We start from the raw sequence: 22,421 nt of genomic DNA, 5'->3' as shown, positions 1-22,421 counted from the left end.
GGGCAGTCTTAGAAGCAAACTTCTTCGTCGCCAGCGGCGCACCGCCCTCGTTCGTGAGGCGTATATAGTCGCCACCCTCACAAACTGTCAACACCGATCCAAGAAGTTTTTGAATTTTTTGCGACAGAAATTTCAGGCCCGATTTGTCGATAGCCGGCTGCCGTTGGGGAACAGGACGCCAAGGAGTATCCAGCCACGGAGGAGCCCTATTGCCGCCGCATTGCCGTTCGACACCAGAACCAACAAAGCGGGCGCAGCGCAGCGGCGCGGTGCCTCTTTTGAAAGCCTCATATAGAGGTGTGCGATGAGCCCTCGAGAGAGGGAAACGCCGCCCTTTTTGCAGAGCGCTCTATAAGAGAAGCGCGCGAGGGGAATTCGACCGGGGCCCGAGGCTTCGTTGACTTAACCTGCCGTGACAGGCAAATGTCATGGCCACAACAAAAGCGACAAGCCGTTCCGCCCGGGGAAAAAGCAGCCTTTCTGGATGCCAGATACGGAAGATGTCATAGCCGAACTCGGCAACGAGCCGCCGCTTATCGCGGACGGCCGCAGTGGCCCACCCGACCGGCGCGAGGTTTCCGCGCGCTGGCTGTCGGGGACATTCTTGACCGGCGTGACCTCAAGCGTGCTGATGGGCGTGGCGCTGTTCGCCGCCCTCGACGGGCGCCAGCAACTGGCGACGCCACCCGAGATCGCCGAACTGATCGGCCTTGCCGGCAATGGCGATTCGGGCGAGATGGCCAAGACCACCAGGCTGGTGGCGCCGCGCCAGATCGCCAAGGCCAAGGACCGTCGACGCATGGAAGTGTCGATGGTCACCAAGGTCGGCGACCGCGATGTCATCCACACCATGCCTTTCGTGCAGATCAAGATGGCATTGGCGGCTGGCCATACCACCAACCGGCCCTACCCGCCCTTCGATCCGATGCAGGTGTTCGGCGACGACGGTGACGACGCATCGGCGCAACCGGCGACGGCCGCCGCTGCGCCGGGCCAGATCTACGGCACCAAGGTCGAAAGCGAAATGAGCCTGAAGACCGTCGACTTCCCCATTGAAACGGCTTCCTTCGATGAAAAGAGCGACCTTTCCGCCGATGAGGTGGAAAAGGTAGTGCGCGAGGCCGGCACCGATCTCAGCGACGGCGCCGTCCAGGTCGCTTCGCTCCACTATGTCGACCCGCAGCGATTTGGCGAGGCCTTTGCCGAGAGCATGGCCGGCTCCTACGACGTCAGGATCGTGCCGGAAAACGTTTCGGTCGCGCCACGTGCCAACGCCGATGACCAGGCACCGGCCTTCGCCGAGGAAATCATCCCTTTCACCAAGGATCTCGCCATCACGGAAGCCTTCGCAGATTCGGGCTATACGGGCGAGGACGCCGCCGGCATGGCCGAGGCGATCACCAAGCTCTTGAACGCCCCGGCGCTCAAGGCTGGAACCGTGCTGCGTGTTGGTCTCGAGGTCCATGGCGACGCCGCCAAGGTCGTGCGCACCAGCGTCTACGATCGGACCCAGCATATCGTCACCATAGCGCTCGACGATCGCGGCCAGTATGTGCCGGCGCAGGAACCGGAGCCCAATCCGGAGTTGCTGACGGCGTTCGATGATTCGTCGGCGCCAGTGGTGGTGCGCGGCAACCTGCCCAACGTCTATGACGGCATCTACCGCGCCGCCTATTCCTACGGCATGTCCAAGGCCATGACGCAGCGGCTCATCAAGCTGTTGGCTTCCGATGTCGACTTCCAGTCCCGCCTCAATCCGGCCGACCGTCTCGAAGTGCTGTTCTCGCAGCCCGACGGCGACGACCAGACCTCGGACAATTCCGAACTGCTTTACGTCTCGGCGACCTTCGGCGGGCAGACGCGCAATTTCTACCGCTTCCAGATGCAGGACGGCAGCACGGATTATTTCGACGAGGACGGCTCGAGCGCCCAGCAGTTCCTGCTGCGCAATCCGTTGCCGGCCGGAAAGTTCCGCTCCGGCTTTGGCGCGCGCAGGCACCCGATCCTCGGCTATGTCCGCATGCATACCGGCGTCGACTGGGCAGCCCCCATCGGCACGCCGATCATCGCCGCGGGCAATGGCGTCATCGAGAAGGTCGGCTGGGCCGGCGGCTATGGCAAGCAGATCATCATTCGCCATGCCAACGGCTATGAGACCTCCTACAATCACCAGAGCGCTTTTGCCAAAGGCATCGAACCGGGCGTTCACGTCCGCCAAGGCCAGACCATCGGCTATCTCGGCCAGACCGGCCTCGCCACCGGCCCGCATCTTCACTACGAGCTGATCGTCAATGGCACCAAGGTCGATCCGATGCGCGTCCGCCTGCCCGTCGGCAAGGTGTTGAAGGGCGAGGACCTTGTCGCCTTCAAGCGTGAACGCGAGCGCATCGACGACCTGCTGAAGCAGGAAGACAGTGATTCGCTGAAGGTCGCGAGCGCCAAGATCGAAGGATAGTTCCTTCGATCCACCCGTCAGTCGCGAGGGTTTTCGGCGGGCCGGCGCCATGGCAATGATTCGCCTGAAATCGTCCTCCAGGCGATGACAGCCGAAAGCAGGCAAAGCAGCGCCGTTACAAAGGAAACAGCCGAGAATGCGGCGTCGCTGGCGGCAAGCCGTGCGGCGTCGACAGCCGGGGCCAGTCCGGTCGTCGCCGGTTCACCGAACCCCGGCACGCCGGGCAAGGCGCTGCCATCCAGGGCCTTCGCGTAGACCCAGGCGGCAAGCGACCCCATAGCCGCAACCGCAATCAGGCCTCCTATGCGCGAGACGGCATTGTTGATACCGGAGGCCGCGCCCGTATCCTTGTCTTCCACCGCCGTCATGATCGCGGTCGACAGCGGCGACACCACCAGCGCCATGCCGAACCCCATCAGCGCCATCAGCGGAAATGTTCCGGTCCAGAAATTGTGGATACCGGCATGCGTCAACAAGCCAAGCCCGGCGAAGGCGAAGGCAACCACCAGACTGCCGCTGGCGATCGGAAAACGCGGTCCGATCCGGTCGGACCACTGGCCGACAGGCCCAGACAGCAGTGCGATCAATGCAGACAGCGGCAGGAAGATGAAGCCGACCTCGGCCGTGCTCAGCCCCCAGCCGGCGATCAAAAGCATGGGCAGGTAGAAAAGATTGGCCGACAGCGCGAAATAGAGGAAGAAGGTCGCGAGATTGGCGCCGGCGAAGGCGCCGATGCGAAACAGATTGAGATCGATCATCGGCTCGCGCTGCCGGCGCTCGTAGAAAATGAAGACGAAAAGCAGGACCACGCCGGCAACGATTGCCGAACCCGACATGAATCCGGCAGCCTCCGCGTTCATCGCCGTCAGCCCGTAGGCCAGCAACCCGAAGGCCAGTGTCGCCAGCGCCGCGCCGCCAAGATCGAGGCTGCGCTTTTCGGTCGGCCGATCCGCCGGGATCTTGGCGAGCAGCAGGTAGATCGAAACCAGCCCAAGCGGCAGGTTGATGGCAAATATCGCACGCCAGATTCCATTGCCGAGGGTCGACAGCACGAAACCGCCCAGCACCGGACCGAGTGCCGTGGTCAGCGCCGAAGCGGCGGCCCAGATGCCGATTGCGCGGCCGCGCTCCTTTTTCGGATAGGCCTTGGCGATGATGGCAAGGCTGCCCGGCACCATGATCGCCGCGCCGACGCCCTGGATTGCACGAAACGCGATCAGCACCGCCGGATTGGGCGCCAGCGCGCAGGCCAATGAAGCGGCGATGAACAGCGCGATGCCGGCGACGAAGGCGCGGCGCAGGCCGAAGCGGTCGCCCGCAGCACCGCCGGCAAGGATGAGCGCCGAAAGCGTCAGCGCGTAGGCATTGGATATCCACTGCGCTTGCGCCAGGCTGGCGCCGAGATCGACGCGGATTGCCGGCGTGGCGATGGCAAGGATCGAACCGTCGATGAAACCAAGCGCTGAAGCCAGGATCGCGGCGATCAGCACATAGCGCCGCTGCGACTGCGGGCAGAACGTACCGTTGGCGGTCGGCGGCGGGACGGCAGCGGCTTTGCTCGGTGAATGCATGCAACCTGCATAAACCCGCGGCGCGCCCGCAACAACCAGCCAGCGGTCCCGGTGGTTGAAACCAGCTGCGCAGCCACCTGGCCGCATTGGCAGGTGCCGGCCCACGCAGGTGCAAACAAGCGCCGGCATGCTAAGCTTTCACGCGGCATCGGACGGGAGCCGATCAGACAGGGGGAGAAAATCGATGAAGCGACCGCTCGAACCATCCCAGTCCGGGCTCCACCGCGTCGTCGGGCTGACCGACGGCGTCTTCGCCATCGCGCTGACCCTGATCGTTCTGGAGATTCGTGTACCGACGCACGAGGCGATCCATTCCGAAGGCGATCTCCTCGACGCCGTCCTGGCGTTGGCGCCGCGCTTCCTGACCTATGCGCTTTCCTTCCTGACGCTGACCATCTTCTGGTTCGGCCAGCAGGCGCAGCATGGGTTGATCACCAGATCCGACAGGCGGCTGGCAACGCTCAATTTGTGCTTTCTCGCCTTTATCGCCCTGCTGCCGTTCTCGACCGATCTTCTGGCCGACTTCCTCGAATTCAGAACCGCGGTCGCCGTCTATTGGCTCAATCTGCTGATGCTCGGCGTCACCCTGATCGCCAGCTGGCGCTATGCGGAGAAAAATGGCCTTCTGGCGGATGATGTCGACGTCGAAACGAAACGCACGGTCTACCTGCGCATCGTCAAGGCGCAGCTTCTGTGGGCGGTCGGCGCCCTGCTCTGTCTGGTCACCCCGCTGCTCAGCGTCGGCTTCATTCTCATGGTGCAGCTGATTTATGCCGCGACACCGAGCGCGAAATGGTTGCGCAGGATAATCGGGTAGAGCAATTCCAGGAAAAACGTCGCGGTTTCCCGGGAAAAGCGCGCAGCGCTGGAGCGGCTCGGAAGTCCATCGAACACTGAACCGCTCTAACCAGCGACGAACGCCGCATCGTCTCAGTCGACGAATTCCACCGTCACGCCGGGCGAAACCAGCTTGGCCAGCTCGCGGGCATCCCAATTGGTTAGTCGCACGCAACCATGGCTTTCGGTCTTGCCGATCTTCGAGGGATCCGGCGTGCCATGGATGCCGTAGGTCGGCTTGTCCAACGCGATCCACACCGAGCCGACAGGGCCATTCGGGCCGGGCGGAATGGTCAGGACCTTATTGTTCTCGCCCTGTTTAAAATTGATGTTGGGGTTGTAAGTGTAGTTCGGATCGAGCGCGACACGGGACACGGCATGAATGCCGGACGGCGACGGCGTGTCGGACGAGCCGATGGTGGCGGGATAGGCCGCGACCAGCTTGCCCGCCGTATCATAGGCAAAGACCTCTTTCTTGCCCTTGTCGGCGACGATACGAGCCACCGGCGACGACACCAGTCTGCCGAAATTGGCAACCTTGATGATCGTTCCGGGACGGTTGAAATTGGCCTCCGGGTTGAGCGCCTTGAGATAGTTCTCGTCCATGTGGAAGCGCTCGGCAAGCGCTTCCGTGACCGACGTATAGCCCATGCGGTCGAGCTGCGCCTTCTGGCTGTAATCTTCCGGGATCGACGCAACATAGGGACCGGCCGCATCCTCCGGTGTGATCGTGTAGTTGGCCAAGGCATCGCCGCCCGATTGTGCAAGGGCCGCCTGGATGCCGACGGCGTCGGTCGATCGCAGATTGCTGCCGGTGATCTGGTTGTAGGCAGCCAGCGCCTTGTCGACATTCGAACCGAAGCGCCCGTCGATGACGCCAGGCGAAGCGCCGCCGCGATCAAGCAGCACCTGCAGAGCCGCGACATCCTGGCGTGCTCCGAGCGAAAGCGACGGGTCGACCACAGTCTTGCCGCCTGCTTTCGGCGGTAATCCCGCTTCGTCTGCAGGCGCCGGCTGCGCGGCGGGAGCCGTGGGCTGGACCGGCTCTATCGAGGCCTCGTTCAGCGGCTGGCGCTTGACGGAGGGCGGCGTTGCCGGCTGGGGCGCTTCCGGATAGTTGTCGTCGTAGACGCCGTCGCCGCCGGGGGCCGGCGGGTAGGCCTCGACGGAATTGTCGCCATAGGGATCATATTCCTGGACGGGCGGCGCGATGACCCGGCCTTCGTCTTCCATCTGCCTGCGGCGGAAGCGTGCCATGTCTTCCGGATCGTCGAGATAGTAGCGGTCGTCGTCGGCGGGAACGCGGCCGAGTTCGCGCAGCCGTGTCTCGCGGCGCAGCGCGCGTCGGTCGAGCCTGGTCTGCGGCGGTTGGATGGCGACGACCTTGCCCGTGTCCGCATCGACGATGACGCGGTTGCCCCTGGCGTCGTAATAGATGTCGAGATTGCCGTCCTGGGCCAGCAGGATGCCGCCGTCAGCGGGGCGGACGACCCGCGGCGAAGCGTCCTCAGTCGGCGCGGCGAACGCGCTTGAAAACGCCAGTCCGGCCGCAAGTGCCGAAAGGGTGAAGATCGTCCGCAACATCGTGGGCAAACTCTCCGGTCCGTAATTGCCGTCGCCGGCGGCTTTCGCGCGTAGCGAGTCCTTCGCCAGCGAACCACCGCCCGACCATAAGGTTCCAATATGAACCGGGCATGAAGATGGCGGTTTTCCGGCGCCTCGACGAATATCAGCTAAATGCATATCATCCAAAAGCGGCCCGGTTTGGGGCGAAAGATATGCATAGAACAAAAAGCTAAAGCGCGTCGCCTGAATCCATCGAGCGTGACGCGCTTTAGCCTCAGGCAAGTCCCAGTTCCTTTCGCGCCTGCTTCGTCAACTTCAGGGCGACAAGACGATGGCTCTCGCGCAGGTAATCCTTCAGCGCGCCATCATCCATGCTCTGGCTTGTCTGGCGCTGGATCCATTTCATGCCGCGCGAGGCAAGATAGGGCGCGGGCCGCAAGCCCGGCTGCTCCTTCAGCACATCATAGGCAATGTCGGAGCATTTGAAGGTGATGAAAGGGTCGCGGCCCTCGCTCCAGCCGCCGATGGCAAAGACCTTGGCGCCGACCTTCCAGACATGGGCGCCGCCCCACTGGACGACATGCGATGTGGCGGGCAGCGAGGCGCAGAAGCCGTTATAGTCGTCCAGCGTCATGCGTGCTCCTGCCGAAAGACGCGGAAAAGCCGCGCGCCCGTCCTGGGCGCGCGGCGTTCAATCAGGCTGCCGCTTCGGTCGCGACGACCGTCGGCTTCGAACGGAAATTCAACCGGTCGGAGCCAGCGGTCACCTTGACGGTCGAGCCGTCGAGGATCTCGCCGAGCAGGATCTTCTCAGCCAGCGGGTCCTGCAGGTCTTTCTGCATCACCCGCTTTAACGGCCGCGCGCCATAGGCAGGGTCGTAACCCTTGGATGCCAGCCAGTCGATCGCCTCCTGGTCCAGCGACAGCGTGATCTTGCGGTCGACCAGCAGGTTTTCCAGCCGCTTGAGCTGGATTTCGACGATGCGGCCCATATCCTGCCGGCGCAGCCGATGGAACAGGATCACCTCGTCGACGCGGTTGAGGAACTCCGGCCGGAACGACGCCTTGACGACGTTCATCACCTCGTCGCGAACCTGGTCGACATCCTGGTCCTCGCCGAGATTGACCAGGTATTCGGCGCCGAGGTTCGACGTCATGATGATCAGCGTGTTGCGGAAGTCGACCGTGCGGCCCTGCCCATCGGTGAGCCGGCCGTCGTCGAGCACCTGCAGGAGCACGTTGAACACGTCGGGATGCGCTTTCTCGATCTCGTCGAACAGCACGACCTGATAGGGCCGGCGCCGCACCGCTTCGGTTAGCGCGCCGCCTTCCTCATAACCGACATAGCCGGGAGGCGCGCCGATCAATCGGGCAACCGAATGCTTCTCCATGAACTCCGACATGTCGATGCGCACCATCGCGCTCTCGTCGTCGAACAGGAAGTTCGCCAGCGCCTTGGTCAGTTCGGTCTTGCCAACGCCGGTCGGGCCGAGGAACATGAACGAGCCGATCGGCCGGTTCGGATCCTGCAGGCCGGCGCGAGCGCGCCGCACTGCCTTGGAAACAGCTTGCACCGCCTCGCCCTGGCCGACGACGCGCTTGCCGATCTCGTCTTCCATGCGCAACAGCTTGTCGCGCTCGCCTTCCAGCATCTTGTCGACCGGAATTCCGGTCCAGCGCGAGACGATGTGGGCGACATGATCGGGCGTGACCACTTCCTCGACCATGCCGGCCTTGCCGTCCTGGGCCTCGGCTTCCTTCAGCTTCTTTTCCAGTTCCGGGATCTTGCCATAGGCAAGCTCGCCGGCGCGCTGGAACTCGCCCTTGCGCTGGGCGATGGCCAGTTCGTTGCGCGCCTCGTCAAGCTGCTTTTTGAGGTCGGCGGCGAGCCCGAGCTTCTGCTTCTCTGCCTGCCATTTCGAGGTCATCTCGGTCGATTCCTCCTCAAGGCTGGCGAGGTCCTTCTCGAGCCGGGCAAGCCTGTCCTTCGAAGCCTCGTCCTTCTCGACCTTCAGCGCTTCGCGCTCGATCTTGAGCTGCATGATGCGGCGGTCGATCTCGTCCAGCGCTTCGGGCTTGGAATCGACCTGCATGCGAAGCCTCGAAGCGGCTTCGTCGACGAGGTCGATCGCCTTGTCCGGCAGGAACCGGTCGGCGATGTAGCGGTTGGACAGCGTCGCCGCCGCGACCAGCGCCGAATCGGAGATGCGCACCTTATGGTGCTGCTCGTATTTCTCCTTCAGGCCGCGCAGGATCGAGACCGTGTCCTCCACCGTCGGCTCCTCGACGAAGACCGGCTGGAAGCGGCGGGCGAGTGCGGCATCCTTCTCCACATGCTTGCGGTATTCGTCGAGCGTGGTGGCGCCGACGCAGTGCAGTTCGCCGCGCGCCAGCGCCGGCTTCAGAAGGTTGGACGCATCCATGGCGCCGTCCGCCTTGCCGGCGCCGACCAGGGTGTGCATCTCATCGATGAACAGGATGATGCCGCCAGCAGCGGCAGTGACCTCGGAAAGCACGGCCTTCAGCCGCTCCTCGAACTCACCGCGATATTTGGCGCCGGCGATCAGCGCGCCCATGTCGAGCGCCATCAGCTGCTTGTCCTTCAGCGATTCCGGCACGTCGCCATTGACGATGCGCAGCGCCAGGCCTTCGGCGATCGCCGTCTTGCCGACGCCCGGCTCGCCGATCAGCACCGGATTGTTCTTGGTGCGGCGCGACAGCACCTGGATGGTGCGGCGGATCTCGTCGTCGCGGCCGATGACCGGATCGAGCTTGCCGGCGCGGGCATCGGCGGTGAGATCGCGCGCGTATTTCTTCAGCGCGTCATAGCCCTGTTCGGCATTCGCCGAATCGGCGGTGCGGCCCTTGCGGACGTCGTTGATCACCTGGTTGAGCGCCTGCGCGGTGACGCCGGCCTTGGCCAGTATGTCTGATGTCTTGGCTGATTTCTCGACCGCCAGCGCCGTCAGTAGCCTTTCGACCGTGACGAAGCTGTCGCCGGCCTTCTTGGCCAGTTCCTCGGCTGTCGAAAACACCTTGGCCAACGGCTGTGCCAGATAGAGCTGGCCGTTGCCGCCCTCCACCTTGGGCATCGCTTCGAGTGCCGTCTCGATGCCGAGCTTGACGTCGCGGACGCTGCCGCCGGCGCGCTCGATGAGCGACGCAGCCAGACCCTCGTCGTCATCGACGAGCACTTTCAGGATATGTTCGGGGGTGAATTGCTGGTGGTTGCGCGAGAGCGCCATGGTCTGCGCGGATTGGATGAAGCCGCGCACGCGCTCCGAGTATTTCTCGAGATTCATACCTGTCTCCTTCCATCACCGGCCCGCTTTGCGGCACCGGATCAGTTTGCGGTGACGGACCCGCCCGTGAGAGCCGGGTCCAGTTGAGGCTGATATGGTGCGCAACCCGCGAACCCTCAAGACATCTCGATGTCTGCGAAGGCATAATATTCCACGGCCGCGCAAACGAAAACGGCGGAGATTTCTCTCCGCCGTTCAATGTATCGAGGCGTCGCCGCTCAGTTGTCGATGTCGGCGATCGCGGGGTCGGCGTTGCCATTGTCGACCGGGGCCGCCGCCACCTCGCCAGCGTCGGCATTGTCGTTGCCGCTGGTGATCTGGTCGGCATTGCCGCGCGGGCGGCGCGGACGCCTCGGACGACGGCTGGGACTAGTCCCCGCGGCCGTCTCATTGAGTTCGGCCTGGGCAGCGAGCCCGGCCGGCGACAGGTTCTCGAACAGTGGCGCCGCCTGCTCGACCGGCGCGACGGATTCGGCTGGCGTGACGGCCTCGGCCTGGTCGGCCGTCTCGTTGCGCTGCTGCTGGGCACCCTGCTCGGCGGACGAACCATAATCGCCGCGCTGGCTGTTCTGGCCATAGCCGCCATTGGGGCGGCGGTCGCGATGGCGTCCGCCATTATTGTCGCGGCCGCCACTGTTGCGCCCGCCATTATTATCACGATCGCGGCCGTTTTCCCGGTTCAGCGCGACTTCGGCCGGCATGCCTTCGATAACCGGCTGCGGACCCGCGCCGTGGTTGATCACCGGAACCGGCGCATCCGCAACGTTGTTGCCGGCGTTGCCGGCATTGTCGAACTCGTCGCGATCCTCATCGCCATCATCGTCGAATTCGTCGCGATTCTGCTGGACGTTCTGGATCGGCATCTGCGCCTGCGCGGCGGCAATGATGCGATTATAGTGCTCGGCGTGCTGGAGATAGTTCTCCGCCATCACCCGGTCGCCGGAGCTTTGCGCATCACGGGCAAGGGTGGCGTACTTTTCAGCGATCTGCTGAGCAGACCCACGGATCTTCACGTCCGGGCCGTTGCTCTCGTAGTTGCGCGTCAGGGGATTTGGCCCCTTGCGGTTGTTGTTATTGTTGTTGTTGCCGCCGCCGCCATTGTTGTTGCGACCGCGCATGCGCCTGTTCTGCTGTTGTGGCCTCATTCGACTCTCTTCATATTGAAATTTTCGAAAACTCTTCACGAACGGTGGCGCTCATGCAGCCAGCCGTTTCGTTTCTTCACCGGCGTTCGCCCGCATCAATTGCGTTGGCGCCACGTGCCATCCTGTTCCGGTTACATCACTTGCCGGACGATTCCCGCACGAAGCTTGGGCGTCGTTTGCGCAAGAAGGCAGCTATTTCCAAGGAAAACCGAAACGCTAAGAGCACTGCCTGCTTCGTCTCATCCGGTTAACGCGACCCTAGCCGCATTCCCCGGCATTGCCAAGCGGTTTTTTTCGCACTGCGTCAAGGCTTTCCCCGTTGAAAGACAAGAACCCTGTCGTTTCCGCCGAGGTCGCCGAACGCACCAGCGACCGCATAGCCGGACGAGCGAAATATAGCGGTGACCTCGATGTGCTGTGTGTAGCCGATCTCGACCGCAATCCTGCTTCCGGCTTCTAGAAACTTAGCCGCCTCAGCGGCGATGACCCTGTAAGGGGCCAACCCATCCGTGCCGCCATCCAGGGCCAGGCGCGGGTCGAAATCCCGGACTTCATCCTGCAGATTTCCGATGTCCTCCGATCGTATATAGGGAGGGTTTGCGACAATTACATGGTATCGACCAGAAACTTTTTCGAACCAGTCGGACAGCAGCGCCGTGAACCGGTCGCCAAGCCCCAATTGCGCGGCATTGCGCGTTGCCGTCCTCAACGCCCCTTCCGAGAAGTCGACCCCGGTGGCAATCGCTGCCGGCACGGCGCTGAGCAGCGCCAGCGCGATGGCTCCGCTGCCGGTTCCCAGATCGAGGATGCGGCACTCGCCCTCGCGCATGACGGTTGCCCTGACAAAGGGCAGTATGGCCTCGACCAGCGTTTCGGTGTCGGGCCGCGGCTCCAGCGTTTCCGGCGACAGCGACAGCCGCAACCCGTAGAACTCCCGATAGCCCAGGATGCGGTGCACGGGCTCGCCGCCCGCGCGGCGCCTCAAGGCGCGGTCGATCTGGACAAGAGCGGCGGCATCGACCGCATGTTCGGGATCGGCAATGGCCTGCGTGCGAGTCGTACCTGAAAAGTGCTCCACGATCAGTCTTGCATCGAGCGCCGGATTATCGACCGCCGCCAAGCGCGCTCTCGCTTCCCGCAGCAGCGGCCCCAGCGCCTGGGGCAAAGGATCAGCCATCGAGGCCGATATCGGCGAGCAGCTTCGACTGGTGGTCGGCGATCAGCGCGTCGATGACTTCGTCGAGTTCGCCCATCATCACCCGGTCGAGCTTGTAGAGCGTCAGGTTGATGCGATGATCGGTGACGCGGCCTTGCGGAAAATTGTAGGTGCGGATGCGCTCTGAGCGGTCGCCGGAGCCGACCTGAGACTTGCGCGATTCCGAGCGCTCCTCGTCGGCCTTGCTGCGTTCCAGGTCGTAGAGCCGGGCCCGCAGGATCTGCATGGCCTTGGCCCGGTTCTGGTGCTGCGATTTCTCCGCCTGCACCACCATGATGCCGGTCGGCAAATGGGTGATGCGCACCGCCGAATCGGTGGTGTTGACGTGCTGGCCGCCCGAGCCCGACGCGCGCATCGTGTCGATGCGGATGTCTTCGGCCCGGATGTCGATGTCGACTTCCTCCGCCTCCGGCAGCACGGCCACCGTGGCCGCCGAGGTGTGAATGCGTCCGCTGGCCTCGGTCGCGGGCACGCGCTGCACCCGGTGGACGCCGGACTCGAATTTCAGATGCGCGAAAACCCCCTTGCCGGAAACCGTGGCGATGATTTCCTTATAGCCGCCGGCATCGCCCTCGCTGGCCGATACCGTCTCGAACCGCCAGCCACGCGAAGCGGCATAGCGCTCATACATGCGAAACAGGTCGCCGGCGAACAATGCTGCCTCGTCGCCGCCGGTGCCGGCGCGGATTTCCAGGATGGCGTTCTTGTCATCGGCCGCATCCCTGGGCAAGAGCAGGATCTGGATGTCCTTCTGCAACGCCTCAATGCGCTCATCGACGCCTGGCAGGTCGGCCTCGGCGAGCGCTCGCATCTCGGCATCGGTGCCCTTGTCGGCGAGCATCGCCTCGAGATCGGCCTGCTCCTGCTCGGCCGCACGCAAGGCTCTGACTTTGGCCACCATCTCCTGGAGCTCGGCATATTCCGATGCCATCTTCACATAGGCATCCGGCGCCGGGCCGGCCGACATCTGGGCTTCGAGCAACTCGAAACGCTTGACGACTTGATCCATGCGGTCGCGGGGAAGGGAGATCATTGTAAAGGTGCTATAACGGAATTGAGCGGTCGTCGGCAAAGGCCTGCAGCAGCGCCCGCATCGGCAGCCCCTGGGCCGGCGCCATCAGATTGTCGTCGAAGAACGCTTTCAACGCCTCCAGCGGCAATTCGGTCAGCATCGCCTTGACCGGACCGATCGAAGCGGGCGACATCGAGATAGAACGGAAACCAAGGCCGACCAGCGCCATTGCCGAGATCGGCTTGCCGGCGAGTTCGCCGCAGAGTGTGACGGGCGTGTGGTTGCGGGCACCGGCATCGGCGATGGTCTTGAGCACCCGCAGGAACGGCGTCGACAACGTGTCGAAGCGATCGGAAAGCTGCGTGTTGCCGCGGTCGACCGCCATCACGAACTGGAACAGGTCGTTCGAGCCGACCGAGACGAAGTCGACCGCCTTCATCAACTCGTCAAGCTGGAACAGGAGGGACGGCACCTCCAACATTGCCCCGAGCTTGAGGCTGGTCGGCAAATGATGGGCAAAGCGCGACAGATGCCGCACCTCGCGGTCGATGATTTCGCGCGCCTGGGCGATCTCGCCGAGCTCGGTGACCATCGGCAGCATCAGCTTGAGCTCCCGCCCGCCGCAGGCTTTCAGCAGGGCGCGGATCTGGGTGCGCAGCAATCCCGGACGGTCCAGCGTCAGGCGGATCGCCCGCCAGCCGAGCGCCGGGTTCTCTTCCTGGATGGCGCCTTTGAAATAGGGCAGCACCTTGTCGCCGCCGATGTCGATGGTGCGGAAGGTCACCGGCTTGCCGCGCGCGGCATCGAGCACGTCGCGGTAGAGCCGCTCCTGCGCCTCGGCACGGGGAAAGGTCGAGGCGACCATGAACTGCAATTCGGTGCGGAACAGGCCGATCCCGGCGGCACCCGACTCGGCCAGTTGCGGCAGGTCGACGGCAAGCCCGGCATTCATCAAAAGGTCGACCGCAACGCCATCCTTGGTCACCGACGGCTTCTTGCGCAGTTCGCGGTAGACTTCCTGCCGGCGCGCCCGGAACCGCACCTTTTCGGCATAGGCGGCTTCGAGATCCGACTGCGGACGAAGATGGATCGCGCCTTCCTCGCCGTCGACGATGATGGCATCGCCGTTTTCCGCCATGGAAACGGCGCCCTTCATCTGCCCGGCGACGGGAATACCCATGGCGCGCGCGACGATGACGACGTGGCTGGTGGCGGCGCCATCCTCGAGCACCAGTCCGCGCAATTTGTCCCGGGGGTAGTCGAGCAGTTCGGCGGCGCCCATCGAGCGGGCGACGATGATGGCATCCTTCGGCAGCGAGGCCGCGACATCATCAGGCCCGCGTCCCATCAGCTGGCGCAGAAGCCGGTTGGCGAGGTCGTCGAAATCGCTCATCCGCTCGCGCAGATAAGGATCGGTCATGTGCAGCATGCGGGCGCGCATGTCGCTCTGCACTTTTTCGACCGCAGCTTCCGCCGTCAGGCCGTTGCGGATCGCCTCTTCCAGCCGCCGGACCCAACCGCGGTCGTTGGCGAACATGCGGTAGGCTTCCAGCACCTGGCGATGCTCGCCCTCGAAGGCGACGTCGCGGCGCTCGAGCATGTCGTCGATGGAAAGCCTGAGCGAACCGAGCGATGCCTCGAGCCGGCGGACTTCCTCTTCGCTGTCTTCGTTGAACAGGTTGGTGACGACGATGCGCGGCTCGTGCAGCACGACATGACCGAGCCCGACGCCCTCGTTGAAGGACAGGCCGGTGAAGCTGACCGGGCGGCGCAGATCGAGCTCGAGGCCGGGCCGCGTCAGCCGCGCCAGATCGCCGGTGGCGATCATCTCGGCGATCACCATGGCGGTGGTTTCCAGCGCCTCGACCTCGTCGTCGCGGTAATGGCGCATGGTCTTGTTCTGCACCACCAGCACGCCCAGCGTGCGCCCTGCCCTGAGCACCGGCACGCCGAGGAAGGAATTGTAGATCTCTTCCCCGGTTTCCGGCAGGTAGGCGAAGGCCGGATGTTCCTGCGCATTGGACAGGTTGAGCGGCCGCGCGCTGGCGGCAATCGTGCCGACCAGGCCTTGCCCCAGCCTGAGCTGCGCCAGGTGCACCGCGTTCGGGTTCAGGCCTTCGGTGGCGTAGAGTTCGAGCACGGAATCGGCGCGCAGCACATAGAGCGAGCACACTTCGGCGACCATGTTGGAGGCGATGTCGCGCACGATGCGGTCGAGCCGCTCCTGCGGCTCCAGCGGCTCCTGCATGAGCTCGCGGAGCCGTTTCAGCAGAACGCGCGGGCCACTGGCCGGGTCACGCATCGCGGCTTCTTCTCCAATAGGCTTCTTGCCGGCGCAGTTTCGGCCGCCGCCGGCACGCACGCAACAACTGATTCAGTCTGCTACTGCTTATCCAGACCGTAGACGGAATGCAAAGTGCGAACCGCGAGTTCCGTGTAAGGACCGTCGATCAGTATCGAAATCTTGATCTCGGAGGTGGTGATGGCGCGGATGTTGATCGCCTTGTCGGCCAGCGCCTTGAAGGCGGTGGCGGCAACGCCGGCATGGCTTCTCATGCCGATGCCGATGACCGAGACCTTCGACATGCCGGCTTCCGACTGCACGACGTCATAGCCGACATCGGCCTTCAGCCGGTCGAGCACGGCCAGCGCTTTGTCCACGTCTCCGGAGGGCACCGTGAAGGTCATGTCGGTAAGCTTGCCGTCCTCGGAAATGTTCTGGACGATCATGTCTACGTTGATGTTGGCCTCGGCCAGCGGCCCGAAAATGCCGGCGGCAACGCCCGGTCGGTCGCCGACACGGCGCAGCGAAATCTGCGCCTCGTCCTTGGCATAGGCAATTCCGGTGACGACCTGCTGTTCCACGATCTCTTCCTCGTCGCAAATAAGCGTTCCGGGCGGATTGAGCAAATCCCCCATTCCGGGCGCGTCGGGATCGTCGAAGGACGACCGCACGAAGGTACGCACCCTGTGCACCATGGCAAGCTCGACCGAACGCACCTGCAGAACCTTGGCGCCGAGCGAGGCCATTTCAAGCATTTCCTCGAACGATATCTTGGCCAGCCGCCGCGCCTTCGGCTCGATGCGCGGATCGGTGGTGTAGACGCCGTCGACGTCGGTATAGATGTCGCAGCGGTCGGCTTTGACGGAGGCCGCGATCGCCACCGCGCTGGTGTCGGAGCCGCCACGACCAAGCGTTGCGATGCGGTTGTCCGGTCCGATGCCCTGGAAACCTGCGATGACGGCCACCTGGCCCTCGCCGAAGCGTTTGACCAGGAAAGCGCCGTCGATGTCGAGGATGCGTGCCGCGCCATGCGCGTTGTCGGTCTTGATCGGGATCTGCCAGCCCTGCCAGGAGCGGGCGTGCACGCCCATGTTCTGCAAGGTGATCGCCAGGAGGCCTGCCGTCACCTGCTCGCCGGACGCGACGACGGCATCATATTCGCGCGCGTCGTGCATCGGCGAGGCCTCGCGCGTCCAGCCGACCAGTTCGTTGGTCTTGCCGGCCATCGCCGAGACCACCACCGCCACCTCGTGGCCGGCATCGACCTCCCGTTTGACGTGACGCGCCACATTGCGGATGCGGGCGATGTCGGCGACGGAGGTTCCGCCGAATTTCATCACGATGCGCGCCATGGAAGCGAAATGCCTTTGACTGAAGCCGGCTCTGCGCCGAAAAACCGAGAAAAGCGCCCGGCTGGCGCCGGCCGCTGAATGCGCGGCCTCCTTAGCCAAAACATCCAGGCTTCGCAAGCGATGGCGCACAAGAAGGGCGCCACGTGCCTGCTGGACTGGAACTCCATTTTGCGCAGCGCCGCTACCGGCAAGGCTCTCAGAGCGGCGGACCTCAGCCCGGGCGGGCGACGCTCTTCCACAAATCCGGATAGTCGAGCACGAAGCCGAGTGGAGAGACCTCCAGCACCGCCTCATAGCCGAACGCCGGCGCGGCATAGGCATAGCGGGCCGGGTCGAGGCGCCGGTAGGCCTGGTCGAGCCGCGTCACTCTGAGCTCGGGAAAGGCCAGATAGGCGGCCGGTGCCGGCGTCGCTTCGCCGACGGCGAGCGCGAACCGGCGGATCGCCAGGAGGTTCGAAGCCGGCGTGAAGCCGAGATCGACGTCGATCAGGCCGGCCACCTCCGGCTGCGGCTCGCCATCCAGCGTCCAGGAGCCGTCAGTATGGCGCTCGATCCCCAGGGAAAGCTCTTGCGGGCCGAGAAAGCCCTCGATACGTGCCGAGCGCGTGTGCCAGCCGGCATCGCAATCCACCTCGTAGGCGATGCAACACGGCTTGTCGTCTTGCAGGAAGATGGCCTGCCCCTTCAGGCGGTGCCCGCCGGGCCGCTGCGAGAGCATGCAGGAATCGTGACCTTCAAGGTCGAGCCTGCGCCAAAGGATCGATGCGGTCTGAATCACGGCCATCTCCTTTTCTCAACACGATCTTCCCTTTTTCGCACGCCGCCGCTTTTTTGTTTCGGCCGAGGTGCTCCCTGAGCTGACACGTCCTGACAGGGCGCCGCCGGCAATAGAGGGCGCTTGTCGGCGGTGCCGGCCTCGCACTGTCAGCAGGCGAAAATGCAGCCTTGACTTTCCCTCCCCCACGCCCGACTTGCTAGCGTCCGAGGAGACCAATCGATGCCAGAGCCCCGACGATCGACGATCGATGCCGGAGAAGTGGAGCGCTTTTCCGCCCTTGCCGCCGAATGGTGGAACCCGAACGGCAAGTTCCGGCCGCTGCACAAGTTCAACCCCATCCGGCTTGCCTACATACGCGACCAGGTGGCAACGCGCTTCGGCCGCGATCCGCGCGCGGCACGGCCATTCGAGGGCCTGCGCTTTCTCGACATCGGTTGCGGCGGCGGCCTGCTGTGCGAGCCGATGGCGCGGCTTGGCGCCGAAGTGGTCGGCGCCGATGCTTCCGCCACCAATATCGAAGTGGCCAAATTGCACGCCGCCGAAGTTGGCGTGACGATCGACTACCGCGCCACCACGGCCGAGGACCTGGCCGACGCCGGCGAAAAATTCGACGTTATCCTCAATATGGAAGTGGTCGAGCATGTCGCCGACATCGGCCTGTTCGTCGCCAAATGCGGCGAGATGGTCAAGCCCGGCGGCATCATGTTCGTGGCCACGATCAACCGCACGCTGAAGGCGCTAGGGCTGGCCATCATCGGCGCCGAATATGTGCTGCGCTGGCTGCCGCGCGGCACTCATCAGTTCGGCAAGCTGGTGCGCCCGGAAGAGCTGGAAAAGGCGCTCGGCGGCGCCGGCCTGACCGTCATCGACCGCACCGGCGTCGTCTACCACCCGCTCGCCGACCGCTGGCAGCGGTCGAAAGACATGGACGTCAACTATATGGTGCTGGCGGAAAAGGGCACGGTCTGAACCGGCTCACGCCGCCTGACTCTGCGCCCTCGCGCTGGTCCCGCTTTGCGCCTTGGTGGTGATAAACACGCCGGCCGTGATGATGACAGCGCCTGCCCAGGTCAGCAGTTGATAGTGCTCGCCGAGGAAGATCGTGCCCGCGAACAGCCCGACGGCCGCCGCCACATAGCCGATCTGGCTGAGATAGACCGGGCCGCCCACCGCCTGCAGCCGGAAGAAGAAGGCAAACATTGCCGAAGCCGACGCCATCTGCGCGACGACCACAGGCGGTACCGCGCCCAGCGGAACAAACGCTTGCCAGCCGAAAAGCGTCAGGATGCCGAGGAGAAGCAAGGTCGCCGACGCCAGATGGCTGCCCACGGCAAGCTCGATCGGGCCGGTTCCTTCGGGCCAGTCGACGGTGCGGTAGATGTTGCCCGCGGCAAGGCTGACCGGGATCAGCAATCCGATCGTTACCCAGAAATAATCGGCCGGTTGGCCAGCTTCGCCGCGTGTAAGCGCGACCATGACCGCACCGATGAAGCCGACCGCAATGCCGATGACGCCGAGCAGGTTGGGGCGCCGAACGCCAAGCAAGATCGAGAACACGAGCGTGATCACCGGCGATAGCGTGAACATGATGCCCGTATATCCCGCGCCGAGATGCGGGATGGCCGAAAACATCAAGAGGTTGGGAAAGGCATAGGACACCGCCGCCGTGACGAAGAAATAGCGCAGCTTAGGCGCCGTAAGCTTGATGCGCTCGCCACGCAGCAGGAGAGCCAGCAACAGCACGCCGCCGGCACCGAGCGAGATGACGAAGGCCCAGACCATGGCCGGAACGCCGGCGGCGGTCGCAAGCTTGCCGAACGGCAGCGTCAGGCCAAGCAGGGCGCCCGTCACGACCAGCAGGCCAAGCGCCGAATCCCAGAGAAATTTCATCTGATGGTCCTCGTCATCGTCGCCGGCACTTGGCCGCCACTTCATTTTCCGATAAGATAACGGAAAGATTCTTAACGTCAAGATACATGGCAGAATAGATGGACAGGGCAGCAAAGGCGATCGAACAATGGAACAGGGAGAGGCCGGACCTTGACGTCTCGCCGATGGGCGTGATCGGGCGGTTGAATGAAGCATCCTCGCTGATTGCCCGCGAGCGCCTCGCGCCGTTGTTTGCGCGCTATGGATTGCAGGCCGGCGAATTCGACGTGCTGGCCACGTTGCGCCGCTCGGGCGCGCCCTACGCGCTGACCCCGACCGCCCTTTACGAGGCGACGATGGTGACCTCGGGCGCCATGACCAACCGGCTCGACCGGCTCGAAACCTCAGGGTTGATCGTGCGTGGTCCGCATCACAACGACCGGCGCGGCATCGTCGTGCGGCTGACTGAAAAAGGCCTCGCTTTGATCGACGAGGCCATTGCTGCCCACGTCGCCAACGAGCACGAGATTCTTTCCGGCCTGACGCAAGCCGAACGGGAAACGCTTTCGCGCCTGCTTGAAAAATTGATCGGCAGCGTAAGCTGACCGCTCAGTTCCGATCCTCCGGAAACACCGGGATCGGCATGAACTCGACGCCGTCCTCGGCCAGACTCTTGGCCTCCTCCAGCGTCGCCTCGCCATAGATGCCGCGCGGGTCGGTCTCGCCGAAATGGATCTTGCGCGCTTCCTCGGCGAATTTGTCGCCGACGTAATCGGCATTCTCGCGAACCTTCTCGGCCATTGCCTTCAGCTGCGCCAGCGCCTGCTTCTGCGCCTCGCCCATGGCGAGCGCTATCGTTTCCTGCTTGCGCGCCGTCGACACGGCCGGCGCCATCAGGGCTTTCTCCACCTTGTGCGAGCCGCAGGTCGGGCAATCGACGAAGCCACGCTTCTTCTGCGTGTCGAAATCGTCATTGCTGCGGAACCAGCCCTCGAACTCGTGATCGTTTTCGCAGATCAGGGAGAAGCGGATCAAGAGGCCGCTCCCCTGAGACGCGATGCCTCGGACGAACCGGCATTGATAGCGAAATCCCGCGCATTTTTCAGATTGGGGATCTTCTTGCGAGCCGCCAGCGACTGCGCGGAGTCGATCTCGGCGACGATCACCGCCGGCTCATTGTGCGCCGCCTCCGCGATGACGCGGCCCCACGGATCGACGATCAGCGAATGGCCATAGGTTTCGCGGCCGTCCTCGTGAAGGCCGCCTTGCGCAGCGGCCACGACATAGGCGCCGTTCTCGATGGCGCGGGCCCTGAGCAGCACGTGCCAATGCGCCTCGCCGGTTTGGCGGGTGAAGGCGGCGGGCACGGAAAGCAGGTCGGCGCCGGCTAGCGCCTCGGCGCGGAACAGTTGCGGAAACCGCAGGTCATAACAGACGGCAAAGCCCAGCTTGGCGCCTTCGATGGTCGTGACGACCGCCTCCGTGCCGGGCTCGTAGGTCGCGGATTCGCGCCAGCTCTCGCCATTGTCGAGATCGACGTCGAACATATGGATCTTGTCATAGGAGGCGAGCGTGGCGCCGTCCGGACCGAACAGCAGCGCCCGGTTGGCGAGCTTGCCGTCGGCGCGCAGGATGGCGGTCGAGCCGATATGCAGGTGGACGCCAAGTTCGCGGGCCAGTCGGCGGGCGGTCCCGACGATGATGTCCTTGTCCTCTGAGGTGAAAGACGCGGCCTTCTTGTCACGCACCAGCGCTCCGGTCATTTCCGGTGTCTGGATGTAGCTCGCCCCCTGGCCGGCTGCCTCGCGCACCAGCCGCTCGAGCTCGATTGCGTTGCGCTCCGGCCTCTCCCCCGAACGCATCTGGATCGCGGCCGCCTTGAAAACACCCATCGTCATATCCTCAATTCGTCGAGCCATTGGCGAGCAACTTGTCCAGTCGGCCTTGCGCCTCCAGCTCGTGGAGGTCGTCGCAGCCGCCGACATGCGTGTCGCCGACGAAAATCTGCGGAAAGGTTGTGCGGCCATGGGCGCGCGAAATCATCTCCTGGCGCAGTTCCGGTGAAAACGACGCGTCATGCTCCGTATAGGCGATGCCCTTGCGCTCGAGCAGCCGCTTGGCGGCCGTGCAGTAGCCGCACATCATGCGTGTATAGATGGTGACGTCGACCATGACGAATTTCCACTGTTTGTTGCCGACTTATATAGTCGTGGACTCGTCGGCCCGAAAGTCCCCCGGCAGCACGCGTGCGAAGGTCAGCACGTCGACGGCGCCGGCCCCTGCTTTTTTCAGCGCCTTGCTGGCGGCGCGAACCGTGGCGCCCGTGGTGTAGACGTCGTCGATCAAAAGCACGCGGCGGCCGGCGATCTCGATTTCCGCTTCAGCAGGCACGCGAAAGGCGGCCCGCACATTCTCCTCGCGGTCCTTGCGCTCCAGCCCGACCTGCTGGCGCGTGAGCTTGACACGCCGCATGGCCGAGGGTGCGAAAGACAGGCCGCTGAGCTCGCAGACCGCCCTCGCCAATTCCGCCGACTGGTTGAACCGCCGCCTGAAGAAGCGGCGCCAGTGCAGCGGCACCGGCACCACCACATCCGCCTCGGCAATGAGGTCAGCGCCCGCGCGCAGCATCCAGCGCGCCATCCACGGCGCCAGGTCGGTGCGATCCTGGTACTTCAGCCCCTGCACCATCTGGCGGGCGACGCCGGAATAGGCGACGGCCGCCCGCGCCCGCTCGAAGGGCGGCGGATCGGCGATCGCCTCGGCGGACAGAAAGCCCTCGCCCATATGGTGGGTGAACGGCGTGCCCATCACCGGGCACCAGGGCCGCTCCAGGAGGCGCAACTTCGGCCAGCAGGCGCCGCACAGAACGCCGGGCTGCGAGACATGCCTGCGGCAGCCGGCGCAGACAGGCGGGAACAGGATGCGCGCCGGCCAGTTCGCCGCCGACCGTGCAAGGTTCCTGATGTCCAGAGGCTTGATCTTGGGCATGGGATCGGCCACGTGGTGGGTGCTGTGCGCCACTATATCAACTCCA

The 22,421-nt window shown here is 64.2% G+C and carries 19 protein-coding genes; 4 read left to right on the top strand and 15 right to left on the bottom strand.

Annotation, left to right across the window (positions count from 1 at the left end; translation table 11 throughout):
* Positions 1 to 484 precede the first annotated feature (484 nt).
* Complete coding sequence (locus LB547_RS28185) at positions 485 to 2,455, top strand: M23 family metallopeptidase (protein WP_181168324.1); 1,971 nt, start codon at positions 485 to 487, stop codon at positions 2,453 to 2,455.
* A gap of 17 nt (positions 2,456 to 2,472) precedes the next feature.
* Here the strand turns inward: LB547_RS28185 and LB547_RS28180 are convergent, their stop codons facing one another.
* Positions 2,473 to 4,026: an MFS transporter gene (locus LB547_RS28180; protein WP_140763223.1), complete on the bottom strand. Its 1,554-nt coding sequence runs from the start codon at positions 4,024 to 4,026 to the stop codon at positions 2,473 to 2,475.
* 184 nt (positions 4,027 to 4,210) lie between these two features.
* On the opposite strand from LB547_RS28180, the gene LB547_RS28175 reads away from it, so the two are divergent.
* On the top strand, positions 4,211 to 4,843 hold the full coding sequence (locus LB547_RS28175) for a TMEM175 family protein (protein WP_140513832.1): 633 nt from the start codon (positions 4,211 to 4,213) through the stop codon (positions 4,841 to 4,843).
* Positions 4,844 to 4,956: 113 nt separating this feature from the next.
* On the opposite strand, the gene LB547_RS28170 is transcribed toward LB547_RS28175, so the two are convergent.
* The 9 genes from LB547_RS28170 to LB547_RS28130 form a co-directional block, all read right to left on the bottom strand.
* Positions 4,957 to 6,447, bottom strand: a complete 1,491-nt coding sequence (locus LB547_RS28170) for a L,D-transpeptidase family protein (protein ID WP_140558176.1) — start codon at positions 6,445 to 6,447, stop codon at positions 4,957 to 4,959.
* Positions 6,448 to 6,703: 256 nt separating this feature from the next.
* Positions 6,704 to 7,063 carry an MmcQ/YjbR family DNA-binding protein gene (locus LB547_RS28165; RefSeq protein WP_140500941.1) on the bottom strand — a complete coding sequence of 120 codons (360 nt, stop codon included), beginning with the start codon at positions 7,061 to 7,063 and terminating at the stop codon, positions 6,704 to 6,706.
* A 61-nt stretch (positions 7,064 to 7,124) separates the two neighbouring features.
* Entirely contained in the window at positions 7,125 to 9,731 is a 2,607-nt protein-coding gene (gene clpB, locus LB547_RS28160) for an ATP-dependent chaperone ClpB (RefSeq protein ID WP_140500939.1), read from the bottom strand.
* A 218-nt stretch (positions 9,732 to 9,949) separates the two neighbouring features.
* Positions 9,950 to 10,876 (bottom strand): DUF4167 domain-containing protein, encoded by a 927-nt coding sequence (locus LB547_RS28155; RefSeq protein WP_140763222.1) that lies wholly within the window; start codon positions 10,874 to 10,876, stop codon positions 9,950 to 9,952.
* Positions 10,877 to 11,180: 304 nt separating this feature from the next.
* Complete coding sequence (prmC, locus tag LB547_RS28150; RefSeq protein WP_140513835.1) at positions 11,181 to 12,053, bottom strand: peptide chain release factor N(5)-glutamine methyltransferase; 873 nt, start codon at positions 12,051 to 12,053, stop codon at positions 11,181 to 11,183.
* Positions 12,046 to 13,125: a peptide chain release factor 1 gene (gene prfA, locus LB547_RS28145; RefSeq protein ID WP_140763220.1), complete on the bottom strand. Its 1,080-nt coding sequence runs from the start codon at positions 13,123 to 13,125 to the stop codon at positions 12,046 to 12,048. Before prfA ends, prmC begins: the two co-directional genes overlap by 8 nt.
* A gap of 10 nt (positions 13,126 to 13,135) precedes the next feature.
* Positions 13,136 to 15,406, bottom strand: a complete 2,271-nt coding sequence (gene ptsP, locus LB547_RS28140) for a phosphoenolpyruvate--protein phosphotransferase (protein WP_140525455.1) — start codon at positions 15,404 to 15,406, stop codon at positions 13,136 to 13,138.
* An 80-nt stretch (positions 15,407 to 15,486) separates the two neighbouring features.
* Entirely contained in the window at positions 15,487 to 16,740 is a 1,254-nt protein-coding gene (locus LB547_RS28135) for an aspartate kinase (protein WP_140500924.1), read from the bottom strand.
* A 211-nt stretch (positions 16,741 to 16,951) separates the two neighbouring features.
* Complete coding sequence (locus LB547_RS28130) at positions 16,952 to 17,524, bottom strand: putative glycolipid-binding domain-containing protein (protein ID WP_140560196.1); 573 nt, start codon at positions 17,522 to 17,524, stop codon at positions 16,952 to 16,954.
* 213 nt (positions 17,525 to 17,737) lie between these two features.
* On the opposite strand from LB547_RS28130, the gene ubiG reads away from it, so the two are divergent.
* Entirely contained in the window at positions 17,738 to 18,487 is a 750-nt protein-coding gene (gene ubiG, locus LB547_RS28125) for a bifunctional 2-polyprenyl-6-hydroxyphenol methylase/3-demethylubiquinol 3-O-methyltransferase UbiG (protein ID WP_140763218.1), read from the top strand.
* A 6-nt stretch (positions 18,488 to 18,493) separates the two neighbouring features.
* On the opposite strand, the gene LB547_RS28120 is transcribed toward ubiG, so the two are convergent.
* On the bottom strand, positions 18,494 to 19,408 hold the full coding sequence (locus LB547_RS28120; RefSeq protein WP_140763216.1) for a DMT family transporter: 915 nt from the start codon (positions 19,406 to 19,408) through the stop codon (positions 18,494 to 18,496).
* A gap of 98 nt (positions 19,409 to 19,506) precedes the next feature.
* Between LB547_RS28120 and LB547_RS28115 the strand changes: the two genes are divergently transcribed.
* The gene (locus tag LB547_RS28115; RefSeq protein ID WP_140763214.1) at positions 19,507 to 19,992 is read left to right on the top strand and encodes a MarR family winged helix-turn-helix transcriptional regulator; all 486 of its coding nucleotides are present in this window, start codon (positions 19,507 to 19,509) and stop codon (positions 19,990 to 19,992) included.
* A gap of 4 nt (positions 19,993 to 19,996) precedes the next feature.
* On the opposite strand, the gene LB547_RS28110 is transcribed toward LB547_RS28115, so the two are convergent.
* The 4 genes from LB547_RS28110 to LB547_RS28095 are packed head-to-tail and all read right to left on the bottom strand — an operon-like array spanning position 19,997 to position 22,387.
* Positions 19,997 to 20,422: a DUF1178 family protein gene (locus tag LB547_RS28110; protein ID WP_140558163.1), complete on the bottom strand. Its 426-nt coding sequence runs from the start codon at positions 20,420 to 20,422 to the stop codon at positions 19,997 to 19,999.
* Positions 20,419 to 21,279: a carbon-nitrogen hydrolase family protein gene (locus LB547_RS28105; RefSeq protein ID WP_140558162.1), complete on the bottom strand. Its 861-nt coding sequence runs from the start codon at positions 21,277 to 21,279 to the stop codon at positions 20,419 to 20,421. Before LB547_RS28105 ends, LB547_RS28110 begins: the two co-directional genes overlap by 4 nt.
* 10 nt (positions 21,280 to 21,289) lie before the next feature.
* On the bottom strand, positions 21,290 to 21,559 hold the full coding sequence (grxC, locus tag LB547_RS28100; protein WP_140500918.1) for a glutaredoxin 3: 270 nt from the start codon (positions 21,557 to 21,559) through the stop codon (positions 21,290 to 21,292).
* A 27-nt stretch (positions 21,560 to 21,586) separates the two neighbouring features.
* Positions 21,587 to 22,387 carry a ComF family protein gene (locus LB547_RS28095; RefSeq protein ID WP_140500963.1) on the bottom strand — a complete coding sequence of 267 codons (801 nt, stop codon included), beginning with the start codon at positions 22,385 to 22,387 and terminating at the stop codon, positions 21,587 to 21,589.
* Positions 22,388 to 22,421 lie beyond the last annotated feature (34 nt).

The organism is Mesorhizobium sp. B264B1B (assembly GCF_020165765.1).
In the GTDB taxonomy this organism is placed as follows: Bacteria; Pseudomonadota; Alphaproteobacteria; order Rhizobiales; family Rhizobiaceae; genus Mesorhizobium.
The sequence above is the reverse complement of the archived record's forward strand: the minus strand, read 5'-3'. Positions and strand labels throughout refer to the sequence as shown.